The following is a 19,608-nucleotide window of genomic DNA, read 5'->3' on the forward strand; positions in this document are numbered from 1 at the left end:
CAGCCATGGAAATCACGAACGTTCTGGTGGCCAACCGCGGCGAGATCGCGCGCCGCGTCTTCGCGACCTGCCGCCGCATGGGCATCGCGACGACCGCGGTGTATTCGGACGCCGACGCGAACGCCCCGCACGTGGCCGAGGCCGACGCGGCAATTCGCCTGCCCGGCAACACGCCCGGCGAGACCTACCTGCGCGCTGAGCTGATCGTCGAGGCCGCCCTCGCCGCGGGCGCCGATGCGATCCACCCCGGCTACGGATTCCTGTCCGAGAACGCCGAATTCGCCCGGGCCGTACAGGATGCCGGGCTGATCTGGATCGGCCCGCCCGTGGCCGCCATCGAGCAGATGGGCTCCAAGGTGGAGTCCAAGAAGATGATGGACGCCGCCGGTGTCCCGGTGCTGAAGCAGCTGGATCCCGCGGAGGTCACCGCGGACATGCTGCCGGTGCTGATCAAGGCGTCGGCCGGCGGCGGCGGCCGCGGCATGCGCGTGGTGCGCGAGCTGGCGGAGCTGAACGATCAGATCGCGGCCGCGCAGCGCGAGGCGGCCTCGGCCTTCGGCGATCCGACCGTCTTCTGCGAGCGCTACCTGGAGACCGGCCGTCATATCGAGGTGCAGGTCATGGCCGACACCCACGGCGCGGTGTGGGCAGTGGGCGAGCGCGAGTGCTCGATTCAGCGCCGCCACCAGAAGGTCGTGGAGGAGGCGCCCTCGCCGCTGGTCGAGAAGATCGACGCCCTGCGCGCCGCTGCGGGTGAGCCCGAGGGGCGGGGCATGCGGGCGCGGTTGTTCGAGGCCGCGCGGCTGGCCGCCGACGCGATCGGCTACGAGGGCGCGGGCACCGTCGAATTCCTGGCCGACGAAAAGGGTGAGTTCTTCTTCCTGGAGATGAATACCCGCCTGCAGGTGGAACATCCGGTCACCGAACAGGTCACCGGTCTGGACCTGGTGCGCCTGCAACTGCAGGTAGCCGCCGGCCGCCCGCTGCCCGCGCAACCGCCCGCGATGCGTGGCCACTCCATCGAGGTCCGCCTGTACGCCGAGGATCCCGCGCAGGACTGGCAGCCGCAGAGCGGGACGGTGCACCGGATCGACATTCCCGGTGTCACAGGCGAATTCACCGTGCTGTCCGAGCCGGGCGTGCGCCTGGACACCGGTGTGGTGGACGGCTCGGTCGTCGGCGTGCACTACGACCCCATGCTCTCGAAGGTCATCTCCTACGCCGAGACCCGCGAGGAAGCGGCGCATCTGCTGGCATCCGCCCTGCGGCGGGCCAGGATTCATGGCCTGGTCACCAACCGCGATCTGCTGGTACGGGTTTTGCGGCACCCGGCATTCCTGGCCGGTGACACCGATACCGCGTTCTTCGCCACGCACGGGCTCGACACGCTTTCCGCGCCCCTGGTTTCCGAGAGCGACGAGCGCCTGTCGATCGTGGCGGCGGCGCTGTCCGATGCGGCCGCCAATCGCGCGAAGGCCCGCGTCGGTGCGGGTCTGCCCGGCGGCTGGCGCAATCTACCGTCGCAGCCGCAGTCCAAGTCCTACGAGAGCCGCAACATCGGTGTCTGCGAGGTGCGCTACCGGATCGGTCGCGCCGGTCTCGCGATCGAGGGCTTCGATGGTCTCGAATTGGTCGAGGCCACACCGGATTCAGTGACCCTGCTGGTCCCGGTGGATGCCGATGCGGCCGTACGCACCGCATCGCCGGACGCGACGGCGCCGGAGCGCCGCAAAGTGCGCCGCCACTTCACGGTGGCCCGCTACGGCGATCGGGTGGCGGTGGATTCCCCGCTCGGCCCGGTCTCGGTGAAACGCCTGCCGCGCTTCGAGGATCCGGCCGACCACGTCGCCGAGGGCTCGCTGCTGGCCCCGATGCCGGGCGCGGTGATCCGGCTCGGCGCGCGGGCAGGCGACCGGGTCGAGAAGGGGCAGCCGATCCTGTGGCTGGAGGCGATGAAGATGGAGCACACCATCGCCGCGCCCGCCGCCGGTCTGCTGACCGAACTGAATGTGACCGCGGGACAACAGGTCGAGGTCGGCGCCGTGCTGGCCGTGGTGAGTACCGAAGACGAATCGAACGCCAGCGAGGTGGAAGCATGAGTTTCATCGAATCCGACGAACAGAAGCAGCTGCGTGCGGCGGTGGCGAAGCTCGCCGCCAAATACGGCTTCCGCGACTACGCCGGCCCGAAATCCCGCCGCAACGAGCCGCTGGACGAATTATGGGGCGAGGCAGGCAAACTCGGCTTCCTGGGCGTGAACCTGCCTGAGGAGTACGGCGGTGGCGGCGCGGGCATCTACGAGCTGGCGCTGGTGCAGGAGGAGCTGTCCGCGCAGGGCTGCGGGCTGCTGCTGATGGTGGTCTCACCGGCCATCTGCGGCACCATCCTCACCAAGTACGGCACCGACGAGCAGAAGAACTACTGGCTTACCCGCCTGGCCGACGGCTCGTCGAAGATGGTGTTCGGCATCACCGAGCCCGACGCGGGCTCCAACTCGCACAAGATCACCACCACCGCCCGCCGCGACGGCGAGGACTGGATCCTCAACGGCCGCAAGATCTTCATCTCCGGAGTGGACCAGGCCGAGGCGGTGCTCATCGTGGCCCGCACCGAGAACGCCAAGACCGGCAACCTGCAGCCGGCGCTGTTCATCGTGCCCACCGACGCGCCCGGCTTCGTGAAGACGAAGCAGGAGATGGACATCATCGAGCCGGACAATCAGTTCACGCTGTTCCTGGACGATGTGCGCCTGCCCGCGACCGCGCTGGTGGGCCAGGAGGACGCGGCCATCGCGCAGCTGTTCGCGGGCCTGAACCCCGAGCGCATCATGGGCGCGGCCATGGCCGTGGGCATGGGCCGCTACGCCATCGACCGCGCGGTGGAGTACGCCAAGGAGCGCGCGGTGTGGAAGGGCGTGCCGATCGGTGCGCACCAGGGCATTTCGCATCCGCTCGCGCAGGTGAAGATCGAGGTCGAGCTGGCCAAGCTGATGATGCAGAAGGCGGCGGTGCTCTACGACTCCGGCGACGATTTCGGCGCCGCGGAGGCGGCGAACATGGCGAAATACGCTGCGGCCGAGGCCAGTATCAAGGCGCTGGATCAGGCCATTCAGACCCACGGCGGTTCCGGGCTGACCCGCGACGTCGGCCTGGCGGGCATGCTGGCCGCCGCGCGCATCGGCCGTGTCGCGCCCGTGAGCCGGGAGATGGTGCTGAACTTCGTATCCCAGCATTCGCTGGGCCTGCCCAAGTCGTACTGATCGCCCCCGAGGAGTCCCACATGACCGAGTCCGCGCAAGCGCCCTTCGTGCGCTACGAGGTCGGCGACGGATTCGCCGTGCTGACGCTGGATTCCCCGCACAACCGCAATGCGCTGTCCTCGCGGCTGGTGCGGGAACTGCTGGCGGGTCTGGAGCGCGCCGCCGCGGACGACACCGCCCGCGGGGTGATCCTGACCCACACCGGCAATACCTTCTGTGCCGGAGCGGATCTGAAGGAGGCCCTGGACGCCGATCCGGCCGCGGCGGCCGATCAGCGCACCCGCTGGATGATCGACGTGCTGCGCGACATCCTGACCCTGCCGAAACCCGTTGTGGCCCAGGTGAACGGGAATGTGCGTGCGGGCGGTATGGGAATCCTGGCCGCCTGCGATCTCGCGATCGCCGGGCCGGACAGCAGCTTCGCGCTCACCGAGGCGCGAATCGGCCTGGCGCCGTTCATGATCTCGCTGACGCTGCTGCCGCGCATGACCGCCCGCGCGGCCGCGCGTTACTACCAGACCGGCGAGACCTTCGACGCCGCCGAGGCCGAGCGGATCGGGCTGATCACGGTGGCGGCGCAGGACGCGGCCGCGGAGGTGTCGAGGCTGCGCGGCGAGCTGCGCAAGGGCTCGCCGCAGGGGCTGGCTGAGAGCAAGCGCCTGGTGAACGCGGCCCTGCTCGCCGAGTTCGATCGCTCGGCGGAGGAACTGGCGAAGCGCTCGGCCGGATTCTTCGGCACCCCCGAGGTGATCGAGGGCATGACGGCCTTCTTTCAGCGCCGGCCACCGAGCTGGGCAGAATAGCTGCCCATGGCTACCCCGCACGAACCCAAGCAGGACCGCAGCCGGGCAACCCGGCAGCGGTTGCTCGAGGCGACCATCGAGGCCCTGGCCGAGATGGGCTGGGCAGCGGCCACCGTCGCCGTGGTCGCCGAGCGGGCCGGGGTGTCGCGCGGTGCGGCCCAGCATCACTTTCCCACCCGGGAGGACCTGATCACCGCCGCGCTCGAGTACATGTTCGACACCCGCATGACGCAGGCGACGGCCGAGGCGACGACGTTGCGCGGGATCGCCGAGGGTGTCACGCGCACCGAGGCGGTGGTGGCCGGGCTGGTCGAGTCGTACACGACCCCGCTGTTCAAGGCGGCTCTGCAGGTGTGGACACACGCGGCCGCCGATCCCGCGCTGCGCGAGCGCATCGTCCCGCTGGAGGCGCATTTCGGCCGGGTCTCGCACCGCATGGCCGTGGCGGCCCTGGGGGTCGACGATTCCGATCCGGTCGCCCATCACCTGGTCCAGGCGACCCTCGACCTGGCCCGCGGCCTCGGACTGGCCGACGTGCTCACCGATGATTCGACGCGTCGCACACAGATCGTGATGCAGTGGTCCGCCACCCTGCACTCCGCCCTCGAGGCCCGGCCGCGAGGTTGAGGGCGCCCTAGCGCAACGGTGTGACCGGGGTAACCCGATTTGGTCCCGGGCCCTCGGGCGGCTACTCTGAACAACGCTTGTTCTGGTCCCGTCGTCTAGCGGCCTAGGACGCCGCCCTCTCAAGGCGGTAGCGCGGGTTCAAATCCCGTCGGGACTACACAATGTGGCTCATGCTCGTACAGAGCATGAGCCACAATTCTTTCACCAGCCGAAAATCCCTGCCGGCCCGACGGATTCGTCGTCCCGTTCCAGATCTATTGCGGCCCAAGCAAGATCGGCACCGCGGCGTCAGATAGTCTCGACCGCTCGCTGCCCACCGACCGCATTGCGGAACACCCACCGCAGTCCCAGGAATCGGATCAGCGTCGCGATCAGGTTGGCGACCACCAGCACCAGCAGTTCCAGGTGCACCACCGCCTTCGGCGCCCAGTGATGCAGCGCGAACAGCGAACCACTGGTCAGGCCCCACGTGAAGGCGAAGATGAGCAGGCCCTGGACCTGATGCGAGAACGCCTTGGTCGAACCGCGCACCCCGAACGTGAACGCCCGGTTGGCCGCGGTGTTGCCGATCGCGGTGATCAGCAGAGCCAGGAAGTTCGCCACCTGGCCGCCGGTGAGCGGCTGCAGCAACAGGAACAGGACCATGTAGGCCAGCGTGGAGACCACGCCGACGATGCCGAAGCGCACGGCCTGCCCGACCATACCGAGCGGCACCCCCTCCACGAGCGGTTCGCGGCCGATCGCCGCGCGCAGCTCGTTGATGGGCAGCGCGCCGGTGGCCAGCGCCCGGCCCAGCCGCCACACCCCCTGCAGGTCCTTGCGCGCGGTGTCGATGATGTCCACGCGGGAGTCCGGGTCGTCGATCCAGTCCACCGGCACCTCGTGGATGCGCAGTCCGGCGCGCTCGGCGATCACCAGCAGCTCGGTGTCGAAGAACCACTCGCCATCCTGCACCAGCGGCAGCACGAGCTGGCCGACGTCGGTGCGCATGGCCTTGAAGCCGCACTGGGCGTCGGAGAAGCGTGCCTGCAGGGAGGCCTTGAGGATCAGGTTGTAGCAGCGGGAGATGAATTCGCGCTTGGGTCCGCGTACCACCCGTGAAGACTTCGCCAGCCGGGTGCCGATCGCCAGGTCCGAGTGGCCGGACACCAGGGGGGCGACCAGCGGCAGCAGCGCATTGAGATCGGTGGACAGATCCACGTCCATGTACGCGACGACCTCGGCGTCCGAGGCCTCCCAGACCGCCCGCAGCGCGCGGCCGCGGCCCTTGCGGTCCAGGTGCACCACCCGCACGTTCTCGAACTCGTCCGCCAGATCCCGCGCGACGTCGAGGGTGGTGTCGGTCGAGGCGTTGTCGGCGATGGTGATGCGTGCGGTGAACGGGAAACCGTTCTCCAGGAATGTATGGAGCCGGCGCACACAGCCGTCGAGATCGCGCTCCTCGTTGTAGACCGGGATCACCACATCCAGCACCGGCGTCAGTACGGCATCGGCCGGTTCGCACTCGAAGGCGGCCGTAGCGGTGTCGGTCATGGTCACCACCCTCGAGTACCAGTCTTGGGCGAGGCTGCGGTCAAGCTGTGAGATATCTGTGAGGGACGCTCCTGAGCTTGCGAAATGCCGTTCCGCCGCGACAATCTGGCATGCTACTTCGTTTGATGTAGACGCCACAGCGGCGAGACCGGCCCGTGCCCCGCCCCGAGATCGTACGAGGCCTCCAGGCAGCGCCGCGTCCACTCCTTCGCGAAGGCCACCGCCTCGGGGACCGGGTATCCGTGTGCGAGCGCGCAGGCGGTGGCCGCGGCCAGGGTGTCACCGCCGCCGTGGTCGTTGCCGGTGGCGATGCGCGGGGCGGTCAGCTCGCGGAAGGTGTCGCCGTCGTACAGCAGGTCGGTGCTGAGTTCCGAGGAGCGCAGGTGCCCGCCCTTCACGATCGCCCACCGCGGGCCCAGTGCGAGCAGCGCCTCGGCGGCCTTGCGGGCGGTGCGATCGTCGACGACGTCGACGCCGGTGAGCAGGCGCACCTCGTCCAGATTCGGGGTGACGACGGTGGCGAGCGGAATCAGCGTGTGCCGCACCGCATCCAGGGCCTCCGCGTGCAGCAGCGGGTCGCCGTGCATCGAGGCCGCCACCGGATCGACCACCAGCGGGATCGTGCCGTCGCGCCCGATGCCCACCTCCCGGCACACCTGCGCGACGGCCTCGATGATCGCGGTCGAGGCGAGCATGCCGGTCTTGGCGGCGCCGATACCGATATCGCTCACCACCACGCGCACCTGATCCGCGACGACCTGCGGCGGAATCTCGTGAAATCCGCTGACCCCCAACGAGTTCTGCACCGTCACCGCCGCCACCGCGACGCAGGCGTGCACGCCCAGCATGGCCATGGTGCGCGAATCGGCCTGGATGCCCGCGCCGCCGCCGGAATCGGTTCCGGCGATGGTCAGCGCGCGGACCGGGGTGCGGCCGTCGGGTGTCAGAGGTAACAGTTCCACGAGCCAAACATTACGACGCGCCTATCCGGGACCCGCCACGACCGATCTTAATGAAAACGATTATCATTACCTCGTGACTGCATCGACCCCCCTGCCCGTGACCGTCCTGTCCGGATTCCTCGGCGCGGGCAAGACGACCCTGCTCAACCACATCCTCGCCAACCGCGACGGCCGCCGCGTGGCGGTGATCGTGAACGACATGAGCGAGGTGAACATCGACGCCGCGCTCGTCGCGGGCCAAGGACACCTGGACCGCACGCAGGAGAAACTGGTCGAGCTCACCAACGGCTGCATCTGCTGCACGCTGCGCGAGGATCTGATCGAATCGGTCGGCAAGCTGGCGCGCGAGGGCCGATTCGATCAGCTGGTCATCGAATCCACCGGCATCTCCGAACCGATGCCGGTCGCGGCCACCTTCGAATGGGAATTCGAGGACGGCTTCCGCCTCGGCGATCTCGCCCGGCTGGACACCATGGTGACCGTGGTCGACGCCTCCACCTTCCTCGCCGAGGTGGTGAAGGGCCAGGCCCTGGCCGAGCGGAACATGCAGGCCGGCGAGGGCGACGAGCGCACCATCGCCGACCTGCTCGTCGATCAGGTCGAGTTCGCGAATGTACTGATACTCAACAAGACCGACATGGTGAGCGCGAATGCCGTGGGCACCGTGGAGGCCACGATCCGCCGCATGAACCCCGCGGCGCGCATCCTGCGCTCCACCCACGGCGTGGTCGCGCTGGACGAGGTGCTGGGCACCGGCCGCTACAGCCCCGAGACCGCGGCCCAATTCGACGGCTGGGACGAGGAATTGGCGGGCGGGCACACCCCCGAGACCGAGGAGTACGGCATCAGCAGCCTGACCTTCACCGCCGACCGTCCCTTCCACCCCGAACGCCTGGAATCCGCTCTCGCCCAGCTGAATCGGCTGCTGCGCAGCAAGGGCTTCTTCTGGCTGGCCTCGCGCCCGGACCTGGCCGCCATCTGGTCGCAGGCCGGGCCGAACCTGACTTTCGAGGCGGGCGGCTACTGGAGTGCGCTGGAGATGCCGCCGGGGCAGGAGATCGTCTTCATCGGCGTGCGACTGGACCGCCCGCACGTGCGGGACCTGCTCACCTCGGCGCTGCTCACCGACGCCGAGCTCGCCGCCGGGCCGGGCGCCTGGGCGGCATTTCCGGACCCGTTCCCGTCCTGGGGCGTGGCGCACGAGCACTGATCACAGCCCGGCGAAGAACTGCCGGATATCGGCGAGCAGCACCTCGGGCGCCTCGTGCGCGGCGTAGTGCCCGGCGGCGTCGTTGGCGCTGGTGCTCCCCGAGCTGACGTCGTAACTGTTCCAACTGACGATCTTCTTGTGGTCGCGCTCGGCGAATCGCCGGATCGACTGGAAATCGCCCTTGAACATGGCCAGCGCGATGGGCACGGTGGTGGGCTCCGGGGCGGACCGGGGGGCGTGCGCGTCCTCGTAGTAGAAGCGGATCGCGGAGGCCGCGGTGCCGGTGAGCCAATAGATCGCCACGTTGCCGATCACGAAGTCCGCGTCCAGGGACTCGCCGAACAGCTGGGCGTTCCAGCCGAGCAGCCCCAGCGGGGAATCGGCGAGCGCATAGGCCAGGGTCTGCGGCTGCTGGCTGTGCAGGATGTTGAACGCCATCTTGTTGTCCATGAACCACTGCAGGTGCGCCAGCGCGGCCGCATCCTCCTGTGACAGTCCCTCCATCTCGGCGGGGTCGCCGGAGGGGAACGAAAACAGTTGTGTCACATGGACTCCGATCAGGCGGTCGGGCGCGATGCGGGCCATCTCGGGCGAGACCATCGAACCGCCGTCGTTGCCGATCGCGGCGAAGCGCGCGTAGCCGAGCCGGTCCATCAACTCCAGCCAGGCGCGCGCGGTGCGGTGACAACCCCATCCGGTGGTGTGGGTCGGTCCGGAGAATCCGTAGCCCGGCAGGGAGGGAATCACCACGTGGAAGGCGGGCGCGTCGGCCGATTCGGGCTCGGTCAGCGGTGCGATGAGGTCGAGGAATTCCAGGATCGAACCCGGCCAGCCGTGGGTGAGGATCACCGGGGTCGCGTCGTCGCGGGTCGAGCGGACGTGCAGGAAATGAATGTCCTCGCCATCGATCTCGGTGACGAACTGCGGGTAGGTGTTCAGCCTGGTTTCCAATGCGCGCCAGTCGAATTCGTCGAGCCAGTACTGAGCCAGCGCGCGCACCCGATCGCCGGGTACGCCGTAGGCGTCGCCGACGCCCGGCAGCTCGCTCGGCCACAGGGCCCGGCGCAGTCGGTCGGCCAGATCGTCCAGCTGGACCTGGGGGACGTCGATGCGGAAGGGGCGGATGGTGGCGGTCATGATGTCTCCCTTATTGGAACGGAATCCTTTGTTCTGATTGAACCGTATCAGAACGGATCATTCCGTTTCAAGTGTTAGCCTGAACCCATGCCGAATACCGCCGAAACCCCAGCTCCCAAGGGTCTGCCGGGCCGCAGGGCTCAGGCCGCCCGTAATGACGGAATCATCCTGGATGCCGCACGCGAGGTGTTCCTCGCCGATGCGGGCGCCCCCATCGCCGCGGTGGCCGAGCGGGCCGGTGTCGGGATCAGTGCGCTGTATCGCCGCTACCCGTCCAAGGAGGCGCTGCTGCGCACCCTCTGCTACAACGGTCTGCGTCGCTTCAACGCCGAAGCTGAAGCAGCGCTACAGAATCCGGACGACTGGCAGGTGCTGGTGGAGTTCCTGCATCGAGTGGTCGACGCCGACGTCCATTCGCTGGCCGTGCGTCTCGCCGGCACCTTCACCCCCGACGACGAGATCGTGCCGGAGGTCGTCCGCTCGGGTGAGTTGAGCGAGGACATCCTCCGCCGGGCCAGCCGATCCGGTCGTCTGCGCGCCGGGATCGCCAGTACCGACATCGGCCTGATCCTCGAATCCTGCTCCGCCATAACCCATCCCGACCCGGTCCGTGCCGCACAGTTCCGCCGCCGCATGCTGTCCGTGATCATCGACGGCCTGACGGTCGACTCGGAGCTGCCCGGCCCACCACCGGAGCCCGGCGAATTCGCCTACCGCTGGCAGCCGGCGGGATGAGCCCGGACCGCCCGGCAACCGTCTCGCCGGTGCGCAAACACGCCTGAGCCTCACCCCGCGTGCCGGGCCGCCAGCGTGGCTCCGCCATCGATGACGACGAGCAGCCCGATGCCGATGAAGACCAGCGGCACCAGCCAGTGCGCGACGCGGCCCGCGGTGGCCGCGGCGGCACGGTTGGTGCCCAGCGCCGCTCCGATCGCGCACCAGAGTCCGATCAACGCCAGGAACAGGACCGCGGTCAGCACGGAACCGGAGATGCGGAGGCTGCGGAACAGGGGCGTGAAGATGGCGATATTGTCCGCGCCGTTGGAAAATGCGAGCGCGGCAATGCCGGACATACTGCACGCCAGCGGCTTTCGGTCGATCGCGGCGGTGCCGCGTAGCTGCCACAGGCTCCGGATACCGAAGGCGATCGGAACCAGCCCGAGTAGCCAGATCCAGCGGTTGGGCACGATACGCAGGCCCGACGCCGCCGCCAGCGCCAGGACCAGGATCGCGGCATATCCGACGTACTGACCACCGACGATCGCCCAGGCGCGGGGACGTCCGGATACGCTGCGCGTCAGGAAGAGTGCGGCCAGCACGACCAGGTCGTCGACGGCGGTGCCGATGAAGGCGACGACCGCCATCACTAATTGTTCGGCGGTCACCGCGACTGCTCCGGGATCGGCGACGGGGGATTCATTCGGCCGACGATCGATGCTTGGGCGGTATGGCATCGGCCGGCGCCGAGGCCGTGCGGGGCGCCGGGGCGCCATCGGGGCTTGCTGGGCTCGCGGTTGTCTCGATGTCGGCGGCGGTACTGTGCTCGGTGGCGTCATCGGGCTGCGTGGTGATCTCGGGCTGCGTGGTGGTTCCGGCCTTCGATGCCCTACCGGGTTTCGGGGTGGGGGTCGACTGGGGGACGGTCAAGCCCGCCGCCTCGTGCACCGCCGCAATCGCGGTGATCTCGTTGCCGAATCGGCGCTGCGCGCCGAGGCCGAAGAAGCCGCCCTCCAGGTTGGCATCGCCGACCTCCTCGGCGATCTCGCCCAGCAACACCTGGAAGGCGTGCAGCTCGTCTGGGGCGACCCGGCCGACAATGCCTGCGGCGGAACCGATTACGTCGACGGCAATCGGCTTGTATCCGGCATATGTGCTGTCCGGCCGCAGCCCGGTGTCGTAGCTGGACGACGCGGCCACCTCGCGGATGAACCGCCTCGGATGGGTAATGGCGACGTCGCGCAGCTTCTTGACCAGCGCGAACATCTCCTCGGAGTCCACGCTGCCCTCCGCGATCGCGACCAGCACACCGGCCGCCATCAGCGCCTGCTGCAGGACGGCCCACTCCTGCTGCGTGAAGTCGGCCTCGCCCGCTCCGCCGTCGGTCGTGCGCACGTCGCGCAACACCTGAAATCCCGCGCGGGCCAGCGCCATCGGGACGCGCCGCGCGGCGGCGACGCCGATGGCCCGCGCCTGCTCGGGCAGGCTGTCCCAAGAGACCGGCTCCTTGCTCGTGTCGATGCCGTACCCGGCCGGGGCGGCGACGGTCGCCCATCCGGCGGTCCAGCGCTCGTAGTCGAGCCGGGCCAGGGCCTGCACCTCCTCGTCGCTGAGCACGACGTTGAGCGCGGGATCGTAGGTGGGCACGATGAGGCAGCCGATCTCGGTCAGATCCTCGCCGAGGCGCCGCGCGCGCTCCCGATACGAGTGTTTGGACTCCTCGGCCAGATCGTCCCAATTCTGGTGCCGGGCAGGGTTGTTCGATCCCGCGCTGCCGCTGACGATGCGGGCGTGCGCCTCGTGACGGCGCAGCGCGGGGTCGGCGTGGACGGCCTGGGCGAGCTGTTCGACGGCGTGTGTGGAGGTGTAGCCGGCGAGGCTGTCGATGATGCGGTCCTGGGCGGACAGGCGCGCCTTCATGCGACGGCACTCGTAGAGGATGGCCTCCGCGTCCAGGTACGTCTGCTCGGATCGGCGATCGCCCGCGCGGCCGAGCACGTCCTGGCCGACCATGATGATGATCATGAACAGCAGCTGGGCCAGGGTGGACAGAAAGCTCATGAACGCGAACGGATATCGATCGAAGTGCTGCAGACCCAGCACGGCCGAGAGCACCCAGACCACCTGCGTGCCCGCGGCGAGATAGAAGGCCCAGACATTGCCCAGGCGTGTGGTCAGCCAGGCCGCGATGCGCTGATTGGCGTTGACCACCTCGTCGCGGGCCTGCGGCGGATTCTGCACCCGATGCCGCTCGATCCACGGATGCGGGCGCGATTCCAGCAGACTCACCCCGCGGCTCAGCGCCTGGTCGTGCCTGTCCAGGTGGGCCTGCAGGTCCGCGACCTGCCGGAAGATCTCCTCCGCGTTCTCGTAGGTCTGCACCGCCCGCCGGTCGGCGGCCTTGCCGAGTACGCGCTGCCCGACCATGATCACCAGGCACAGCACGAGTTGCGCGACGTTGTCCAGGAACAGCAGGAACGGAAAAGGGAAGGGGTCCAGCCGGTGCAGCGGCGCCCACCACGTCGCGGCGGTCATCCACGCCCCGAAGATGACCAGCACGACATACAGCGCGGGCATGGACCCGACCCACCGCGTCAGCGCCGCCGCGATGGCATCGTTCACGCCAATCTGCTCGTCGGCCAGCACAACCGGCTGCCGCGCCGCGTCACCGTCCGGGCCGGGGACGAGCGCCGCACCGTCGAGTGGCGCCGTCGCGGTGCCCTCGGATATCAAAGCCGTCATCGTTGACATACAACCCCCAGCCGAACGTCATCCGGTACTCGTCCTGCCGAGGGTACTGACCTGCGGCGCGCTGTGCAGAGAAGTTGCCCAGGCGCACAAGTACATCCGTGAAAGTGAGCGTGCCTGGCCACCATGGGAACCGCCGCCGCGGACCCGGTCACCCCTTCAGCCCGCCTACACCGCTGGCCCTGATGATCGACGGCCTCACCGTCGACGGTGATTTGCCGGGCCCGCCACCGGGCCTGGACGAGTTCGCTTTTCGCTGGCAGCGCCGCGACTGAGGTTCGTTACAGACAAGGGCGGTCGCGGCTGTGGATGAGCTTGTCTGTTTTCCGCCAGCATAACGTCCGGTGCCGCTTGTACCTTCGATCCATGACTACCGATAACCGAGGCATCGTGCAGGCGGCATGGCGGGCGTTTGCCGGTCATGACGCCGAGCAGATCGAAGCGTTCTTCACCGAGGACGCGGAGTGGCTTGCTCCGGCGGGCAACGCCACCGCGGTCGCGCTCGACGCTCCCAGCCACATGATCGGTAGGCAGGCAATCACACACTTCCTCGCACACGAGTTCTCGCGGTTGTTCGCCAGCGACGTCGCGGTGGACTTCCGCGGCCTCTACTCCGACGGAGACCGGGTGATCGTGGAGGAAACGATGAGCGCGACACTGGCGAACGGAAACACCTACCGCAACGACTACTGCTTCGTCTTCGAGCTGCAGGACGGCCGCATCCACCGCGTCCGCGAGTACATGGATACCGCACGGGGGCACCGCGACGTCTTCGGCACTGCTGCCGTCGTAAGCACCCGCTGACGCGAACCCGGTTCCGTCGTCCCGGAGGAGGCCGGGGTCAGGCGGGACCCCGGCCTCCGCGGGGAGGCCGGAACCGGGATCGCCTTGCGGGAGCAGGGATTACGAGACGACGGGCAGGTACACCTTGCCGCCGGATTCGACGAATTCGGCCGACTTGGCGTCCATTCCGGCCTCGATCGCCTCGACATCGGTCAGGCCCTGTTTCTCCGCGTACTCCCGCACGTCGGCGGAGATGCGCATGGAGCAGAACTTCGGGCCGCACATCGAGCAGAAGTGCGCCGTCTTGGCGGGTTCGGCGGGCAGGGTCTCGTCGTGGAATTCGCGGGCGGTGTCCGGGTCGAGCGACAGGGCGAACTGGTCGTGCCAGCGGAATTCGAAGCGCGCGGTGGACAGTGCGTCATCGCGCGCCTGGGCACCGGGGTGCCCCTTGGCCAGGTCGGCGGCGTGCGCGGCGATCTTGTAGGTGATGACGCCGGTCTTCACGTCGTCGCGGTTGGGCAGGCCCAGGTGCTCCTTGGGGGTGACGTAGCACAGCATGGCCGTGCCCGCCTGGGCGATGATCGCCGCGCCGATCGCGGAGGTGATGTGGTCGTACGCCGGGGCGATATCGGTGGCCAGGGGGCCCAGGGTGTAGAACGGCGCCTCCTCACACAGCTCCTCCTCGAGCCGCACGTTCTCCACGATCTTGTGCATCGGCACGTGGCCGGGGCCCTCGATCATCACCTGCACGCCATGGGATTTCGCGATCTTGGTCAGCTCGCCGAGGGTGCGCAGCTCGGCGAACTGCGCCTCGTCGTTGGCGTCGGCGATCGAGCCGGGACGCAGGCCGTCGCCGAGGGAGAACGTGATGTCGTACTTCGCCAGGATCTCGCACAGCTCGGCAAAGTTGGTGTACAGGAACGATTCCTGATGATGCGCCAGGCACCACGCGGCCATGATCGACCCGCCGCGCGAGACGATGCCGGTGACGCGCTTGGCGGTCAGTGGCACGTAGCGCAGCAGCACGCCGGCGTGCACGGTCATGTAGTCCACGCCCTGCTCGGCCTGCTCGATCACGGTGTCGCGGTAGATCTCCCAGGTGAGCTGGGTGGGATCGCCGTTCACCTTCTCGAGGGCCTGGTAGATCGGCACGGTGCCGACCGGGACCGGGGAGTTGCGCAGGATCCATTCGCGGGTCTCGTGAATGTTCTTGCCGGTGGACAGGTCCATGATGGTGTCCGCGCCCCAGCGGGTGGCCCACACCATCTTCTCGACCTCCTCGGCGATGGAGGAGGTGACGGCCGAATTGCCGATGTTCGCATTGATTTTCACCGCGAACTTCTTGCCGATGATCATCGGCTCGGATTCGGGATGATTGTGGTTGGCCGGGATCACCGCGCGGCCCGCGGCCACCTCGTCGCGCACCAGCTCGGTCGAAACCCCTTCGCGCGCAGCGATATACCGCATCTCGCTGGTGATGATGCCCTGGCGGGCCCAGGCCAGCTGGGTGCGCGGGCCGTCGAGGTCGAGCTTGGCCCAGCCGTCGCGCAGCTTGGGCAGGCCGGCCTCCACGTCGATGGTGGCGCTGGAATCGGTGTACGGCCCCGAGGTGTCGTAGACGTCGAAGTGCTCACCATTGGTCAGGTTGATGCGCCGCACGGGAATGCGCAGGTCCTCGACCTGCTGGTAGTGCTTGACGCTGCCCTGAATGGGGCCGGTCGTCACGGTGTCGACCGTGGTCTGGACATGTTTCGATGACATGTGAATCCTCCCTACGCCGGCATTACCCGGTCAGGTTCGAACGGTCGACGGCCCTGATCCGCCCGAATGGGCTAGCCGTCCTCTCAGCCCGCTGGTGCGAGCCCCCGCATGTTCGGTTGTGGTACTTCGAGCGAGAGTACATGGCTTTCCGGGGCGCGCGTCACCCCACCGCCGAGTTGGCCGAAATCCGCTGCACTCACCAGCGGCTATAGGCTGACCTGGGTATTCGATAGCCTCGGTGCATCGGGCCGCGGCACCGGCAAACCCGGTCAGGCGCTGCGCAGGGCGCGATACACCGCCGCGCCGACGAAGGCGCCGAGTTCGTGCGGAGTCCATTCCCCCTGTCCGGACAGCAGCGTCCGGACCGCGCCCTCACCCGCGGACACCCACAGCTCGACCAGGACGGGCAGCTTTCGCTCGGGCTCGTCGGTGCCCCAGGCGTGCAGGGTGGGCAGCAGGCGGCGCGTGCAGCGTTCCAGCGCCAGGCGACGGCCCCGGCCGAACGAGCCCGCGACGGCGGGATCCGGGTTGCCGGACAACAGTTTCCACGTATCGGGCCGCGCGGCGATCGTCTCCAGCAGCGCCCGGAAGCCCTCGACGAAAACCTCCTCGTCGGCCTCGACGCGGCGGCGTGGCAGCACGTCGAGGATGCCCGCCATGAGGTACTCCTCCTCGCGCCGGATCAGCGCGTCGATGAGCTCGACCCGGTCGGCGTAGCAGGCGTAGACGACCGGGCGGGTGACGCTCATCCGCTCGGACACGGCGGCGATGGTGACCGCGGCGATACCATGCTCGACCGCGATCCGCAGCGCGGTATCGAGTACCTGCGGGCGGCGGCGTTCGGGCCCCAGGTGCGCGGCGCGCCGGCGCGGCTGCACCGCCGGGGCCCGCGCCGGGCCTGGACTGAGTGGAGCGGAGGAGCCAAGCGGGGGAGCGGAGGGAGGGAAGGGCCGGTGCTCGGGGGGCCCCGGCTCGCCGGAGCGGAGCGGAGGCCGTATCTCCGGGTCCGGAGTCATGCGGACAAAGATATCAGCGGGTCGGAACGGTGTTCTCGGGCCGACATCGAGCGCGACCGCAGACAATATTCAGCAAATACTGTGATGTGAATTTCGATACACCGAGGAAGCTATGGCAATCGCCTGTTCGGTGGTGGGGCGGGTTAACGGGCGAAAACATTATGACCCTACGGTTGCGTAGCCTGATGGTCGTACGGCAACCTCCAGATACAACCGTCAACCAGCGTGCGAGGCGGGGTCGGCGATGCCGCTCGGGTCGTGCGCTGCAATCCAGCCGAGGAGGCCGGTCCGTGTCGCACTACAAGGCGAACCTGCGTGATATCGAGTTCAACTTGTTCGAGATGCTGGGAATCGGGGCGCTGCTGGACGGCGGCGCCTACGGCGACCTGGATAGCGAGACCGCGCGCGGGATGCTCACCGAGGTGCTGCGGCTGGCCGAAGGGCCGGTCGCGGATTCCTTCGTCGACGCCGACCGCAATCCGGTCACCTTCGACCCCGCCACCCACTCCATCACCGTCCCCGACTCGCTGCGCAAGACCGTGGCGGCGGTCAACGAGGCGGGCTGGTCCGGGCTGGGCATGCCCGAGGAGATGGGCGGCGTCTCCGCGCCCTCGGCGCTGATCTGGGCGACCCAGGAAATGCTTGTGGCCGCACACAATTCGGCGAGCTTCTTCAATATGGGCCCGCTCATGCACGAGGTGCTGTTCCGCGAGGGCACCGAGGAACAGCAGCGCTGGGCCACGCACGCATGGGAAAGCCGCTGGGGCGGAACGATGGTGCTCACCGAGCCCGACGCGGGCTCGGATGTCGGCATGGGCCGCACCAAGGCGATCCAGCAGGCCGACGGCACCTGGCATATCGAGGGCGTCAAGCGGTTCATCTCCGGCGGCGAGGTGGGCGACACCGCCGACAACATCTTCCACCTCACCCTGGCCCGGCCCGAGGGCGCGGGCCCCGGCACTAAGGGGCTGTCGCTGTTCATGGTGCCCAAGTTCCTGTTCGATTCGCAGACAATGACTCTGGGCGAGCGCAACGGCGTGTACGTCACCAACCTCGAGCACAAGATGGGCATCAAGTCCTCGCCCACCTGCGAATTGACCCTCGGCGCGGACCATCCGGCCGTCGGCTACCTGGTCGGCGACGTGCACAACGGCATCGCGCAGATGTTCAAGGTGATCGAGAACGCCCGCATGATGGTGGGCGTGCTGTCCGCGGGCACGCTCTCGACCGGCTATCTGAATGCCCTGGAGTACGCCAAGACTCGCGTGCAGGGCGCGGATCTGACGCAGAACAGCAACAAGGCGGCGCCGCGCGTCACCATCGCCCATCACCCGGATATCCGCCGCAGCCTGGCGGTGCAGAAGGCGTATTCGGAGGGACTGCGCGCGCTGTACCTGTACTGCTCGGCCTACCAGAACGCCGACGTCGCCGCGGCCGCCTTCGGCGTGGACGCCGATGTCGCCGCGCGGGTGAACGATCTGCTGCTGCCGATCGTCAAGGGCGTCGGGTCGGAGCGGGCATACGAGACGCTCACCGAATCGCTGCAGACCTTCGGTGGTTCCGGATATCTGCAGGACTATCCGATCGAGCAGTACATCCGCGATGTGAAGATCGACTCGCTGTACGAGGGCACCACCGCGATTCAGGCGCAGGACTTCTTCTTCCGCAAGATCGTTCGCGACAAGGGTGTGGCGCTGGGGCATGTGGCCGGGCTCATCCAGAAGTTCGTCGATTCCGATGCCGCGGAACTGAGGTCCGAGCAGGCCCTGCTCGGCGCGGCGCTGGCCGACGTGCAGGCGATGGCCGCGACGCTGACCGGCTATCTGATGGCCTCGCAACAGGATCCGGACGAGATCTACAAGGTCGGCCTGGGTTCGGTGCGATTCCTGCATGCCACCGGTGATCTGGTCATCGCCTGGCGACTGCTGGAGGCGGCCAAGGTCGCCCAGGCCGCCCTGAGCGGTAGCCCCTCGGAGAAAGACCGCCTCTTCTATACCGGAAAGGTCGGCGTCGCTTCGTGGTTCGCGAAGAACAAGCTGCCGCTGCTGAGCGCGGTGCGCAGCGTGATCGAGAACCTCGACAACGACATCATGCACCTCGACGAGGCCGCGTTCTGAGCTGATCGCGTTCTGCCCGAGGGCGTCCCGTTCCACGCGGGACGCCCTCGGGGCTGACGTACCCGAGTCCTCGGGGCGCCGGCCACTCCTGAAGCGAAGCGTGCGATGCCCGCTCGGGACCACAGTCGGTAGGCGCTGGGGCGTCCGATTGTGGCCTTCGATGTGTGTCGTCCCTTGGCGCGCCGGAGGATCGGGACTTTCTTCGCATTCCGACCGGTGCTCGCGCGGCGCAGCGGGTACAACTACCGCATGGTGTTCCCCGTGGCTTTCGGCTGGATCCAGGTGCTGCTGGGCCTGCTGTTCGCGGTCGCGCTCGTGCTGGTCGTCACGGCGCTGCTCAAGGCACGCAAGGCGGGCTGGCGGGTACTCGCGGGACGCGGCGCAGGCGCGCTGGCGATTGCCTTAGTGGCGGTGGTGATCCTGTGGGTGACCACGCTGCTGCAGACCTACCTGGGCCTGACCGGCGAGGTGAAGGCCGCGCATATCGTCGCGAAATCCGTTGCCAACAGCCCTCATACGCTCGAGGTCGACCTGACCCTGTACGGCGACAAGGACCACGGCGACAAAGAGGCCACCTATCAGGTCGAGGGCGATATGTGGGTGCTGCAGGCGAACATCGTCGAACTGGACCCCTGGGTGAACGCCCTGGGCTTCCACTCCGGCTACAAACTCACCCGCCTGTTCGGCGAACGCCTGGACGGCATCGCGGTGAAACAGAACCAGATCTTCCTCAACGGCAGCGACCAGGATTTCTTCCGCGACATGCAAACCCACTCCTGGTACACCAACCCCTTCGTCCGCTCTGCCTACGGCAACGCCGTCATAGCGATGCCGGGGAGCTACGACGTGTACATCTCGCAGGACGCGATCAAGACGCGGCCTGCCTGAGGCGGCGTCCCCGCTGGCCGAAGCTTCGACTTCGAGCATGCGGCCTC

The 19,608-nt window shown here is 68.1% G+C and carries 17 protein-coding genes, 1 tRNA gene and 1 riboswitch; of the genes, 11 read left to right on the top strand and 7 right to left on the bottom strand.

All coding sequences use genetic code 11. The features are described 5' to 3' along the window. Positions 1-5: 5 nt before the first annotated feature. The 5 genes from ABH933_RS08925 to ABH933_RS08945 all read left to right on the top strand — a co-directional run bounded on the left by ABH933_RS08925 (position 6) and on the right by ABH933_RS08945 (position 4,846). Entirely contained in the window at positions 6-2,099 is a 2,094-nt protein-coding gene (locus ABH933_RS08925) for an acetyl/propionyl/methylcrotonyl-CoA carboxylase subunit alpha (protein ID WP_429419067.1), read from the top strand. Beyond that, positions 2,096-3,259, top strand: coding sequence for an acyl-CoA dehydrogenase family protein (locus ABH933_RS08930; RefSeq protein ID WP_215922153.1), 1,164 nt, complete (start codon positions 2,096-2,098; stop codon positions 3,257-3,259). Before ABH933_RS08925 ends, ABH933_RS08930 begins: the two co-directional genes overlap by 4 nt. A 20-nt stretch (positions 3,260-3,279) precedes the next feature. Then, positions 3,280-4,062, top strand: coding sequence for an enoyl-CoA hydratase family protein (locus ABH933_RS08935; RefSeq protein ID WP_429419069.1), 783 nt, complete (start codon positions 3,280-3,282; stop codon positions 4,060-4,062). A 6-nt stretch (positions 4,063-4,068) separates the two neighbouring features. Further along, positions 4,069-4,689 (top strand): TetR/AcrR family transcriptional regulator, encoded by a 621-nt coding sequence (locus ABH933_RS08940; protein WP_429419071.1) that lies wholly within the window; start codon positions 4,069-4,071, stop codon positions 4,687-4,689. A gap of 84 nt (positions 4,690-4,773) precedes the next feature. Continuing rightward, positions 4,774-4,846: transfer RNA gene (locus ABH933_RS08945), tRNA-Glu, on the top strand. 131 nt (positions 4,847-4,977) lie between these two features. On the opposite strand, the gene ABH933_RS08950 is transcribed toward ABH933_RS08945, so the two are convergent. Both ABH933_RS08950 and thiD read right to left on the bottom strand, forming a co-directional pair. Beyond that, complete coding sequence (locus ABH933_RS08950; RefSeq protein ID WP_429419073.1) at positions 4,978-6,222, bottom strand: glycosyltransferase; 1,245 nt, start codon at positions 6,220-6,222, stop codon at positions 4,978-4,980. 113 nt (positions 6,223-6,335) lie between these two features. Next, on the bottom strand, positions 6,336-7,184 hold the full coding sequence (gene thiD, locus ABH933_RS08955) for a bifunctional hydroxymethylpyrimidine kinase/phosphomethylpyrimidine kinase (protein ID WP_429419075.1): 849 nt from the start codon (positions 7,182-7,184) through the stop codon (positions 6,336-6,338). Positions 7,185-7,257: 73 nt separating this feature from the next. On the opposite strand from thiD, the gene ABH933_RS08960 reads away from it, so the two are divergent. Next, positions 7,258-8,394 carry a GTP-binding protein gene (locus ABH933_RS08960; RefSeq protein WP_429419078.1) on the top strand — a complete coding sequence of 379 codons (1,137 nt, stop codon included), beginning with the start codon at positions 7,258-7,260 and terminating at the stop codon, positions 8,392-8,394. Here the strand turns inward: ABH933_RS08960 and ABH933_RS08965 are convergent, their stop codons facing one another. After that, complete coding sequence (locus tag ABH933_RS08965) at positions 8,395-9,531, bottom strand: epoxide hydrolase family protein (protein ID WP_429419080.1); 1,137 nt, start codon at positions 9,529-9,531, stop codon at positions 8,395-8,397. An 87-nt stretch (positions 9,532-9,618) separates the two neighbouring features. Here ABH933_RS08965 and ABH933_RS08970 point away from each other — a divergent pair, with 87 nt between their 5' ends. Next, complete coding sequence (locus tag ABH933_RS08970) at positions 9,619-10,266, top strand: TetR/AcrR family transcriptional regulator (RefSeq protein WP_429419082.1); 648 nt, start codon at positions 9,619-9,621, stop codon at positions 10,264-10,266. Positions 10,267-10,316: 50 nt separating this feature from the next. Here ABH933_RS08970 and ABH933_RS08975 read toward each other — a convergent pair whose 3' ends face one another. Next, positions 10,317-10,916 (bottom strand): cadmium resistance transporter, encoded by a 600-nt coding sequence (locus ABH933_RS08975; protein WP_429419084.1) that lies wholly within the window; start codon positions 10,914-10,916, stop codon positions 10,317-10,319. A gap of 31 nt (positions 10,917-10,947) precedes the next feature. Further along, complete coding sequence (locus ABH933_RS08980) at positions 10,948-12,990, bottom strand: DUF1003 domain-containing protein (RefSeq protein ID WP_429419086.1); 2,043 nt, start codon at positions 12,988-12,990, stop codon at positions 10,948-10,950. 113 nt (positions 12,991-13,103) lie between these two features. On the opposite strand from ABH933_RS08980, the gene ABH933_RS08985 reads away from it, so the two are divergent. Both ABH933_RS08985 and ABH933_RS08990 read left to right on the top strand, forming a co-directional pair. Next, entirely contained in the window at positions 13,104-13,271 is a 168-nt protein-coding gene (locus ABH933_RS08985) for a hypothetical protein (protein ID WP_429419088.1), read from the top strand. Positions 13,272-13,362: 91 nt separating this feature from the next. Next, on the top strand, positions 13,363-13,800 hold the full coding sequence (locus tag ABH933_RS08990) for a nuclear transport factor 2 family protein (protein WP_429419090.1): 438 nt from the start codon (positions 13,363-13,365) through the stop codon (positions 13,798-13,800). Between the two features lie 99 nt (positions 13,801-13,899). On the opposite strand, the gene thiC is transcribed toward ABH933_RS08990, so the two are convergent. Together thiC and ABH933_RS09000 are read right to left on the bottom strand one after the other, a co-directional pair. After that, positions 13,900-15,540 (bottom strand): phosphomethylpyrimidine synthase ThiC, encoded by a 1,641-nt coding sequence (thiC, locus tag ABH933_RS08995; protein ID WP_429419091.1) that lies wholly within the window; start codon positions 15,538-15,540, stop codon positions 13,900-13,902. Then, positions 15,532-15,658, bottom strand: a riboswitch (TPP riboswitch). Its footprint overlaps the gene before it by 9 nt. A gap of 151 nt (positions 15,659-15,809) precedes the next feature. Then, positions 15,810-16,418 carry a TetR/AcrR family transcriptional regulator gene (locus tag ABH933_RS09000; protein ID WP_429419093.1) on the bottom strand — a complete coding sequence of 203 codons (609 nt, stop codon included), beginning with the start codon at positions 16,416-16,418 and terminating at the stop codon, positions 15,810-15,812. 428 nt (positions 16,419-16,846) lie between these two features. Between ABH933_RS09000 and ABH933_RS09005 the strand changes: the two genes are divergently transcribed. Both ABH933_RS09005 and ABH933_RS09010 read left to right on the top strand, forming a co-directional pair. Next, on the top strand, positions 16,847-18,673 hold the full coding sequence (locus ABH933_RS09005) for an acyl-CoA dehydrogenase (RefSeq protein WP_429419095.1): 1,827 nt from the start codon (positions 16,847-16,849) through the stop codon (positions 18,671-18,673). A 249-nt stretch (positions 18,674-18,922) separates the two neighbouring features. Beyond that, the gene (locus tag ABH933_RS09010; protein ID WP_429419260.1) at positions 18,923-19,561 is read left to right on the top strand and encodes a hypothetical protein; all 639 of its coding nucleotides are present in this window, start codon (positions 18,923-18,925) and stop codon (positions 19,559-19,561) included. The last annotated feature ends 47 nt before the right edge of the window (positions 19,562-19,608 follow it).

It is taken from the genome of Nocardia sp. GP40 (assembly GCF_050434125.1).
In the GTDB taxonomy this organism is placed as follows: Bacteria; Actinomycetota; Actinomycetes; order Mycobacteriales; family Mycobacteriaceae; genus Nocardia; species Nocardia albiluteola.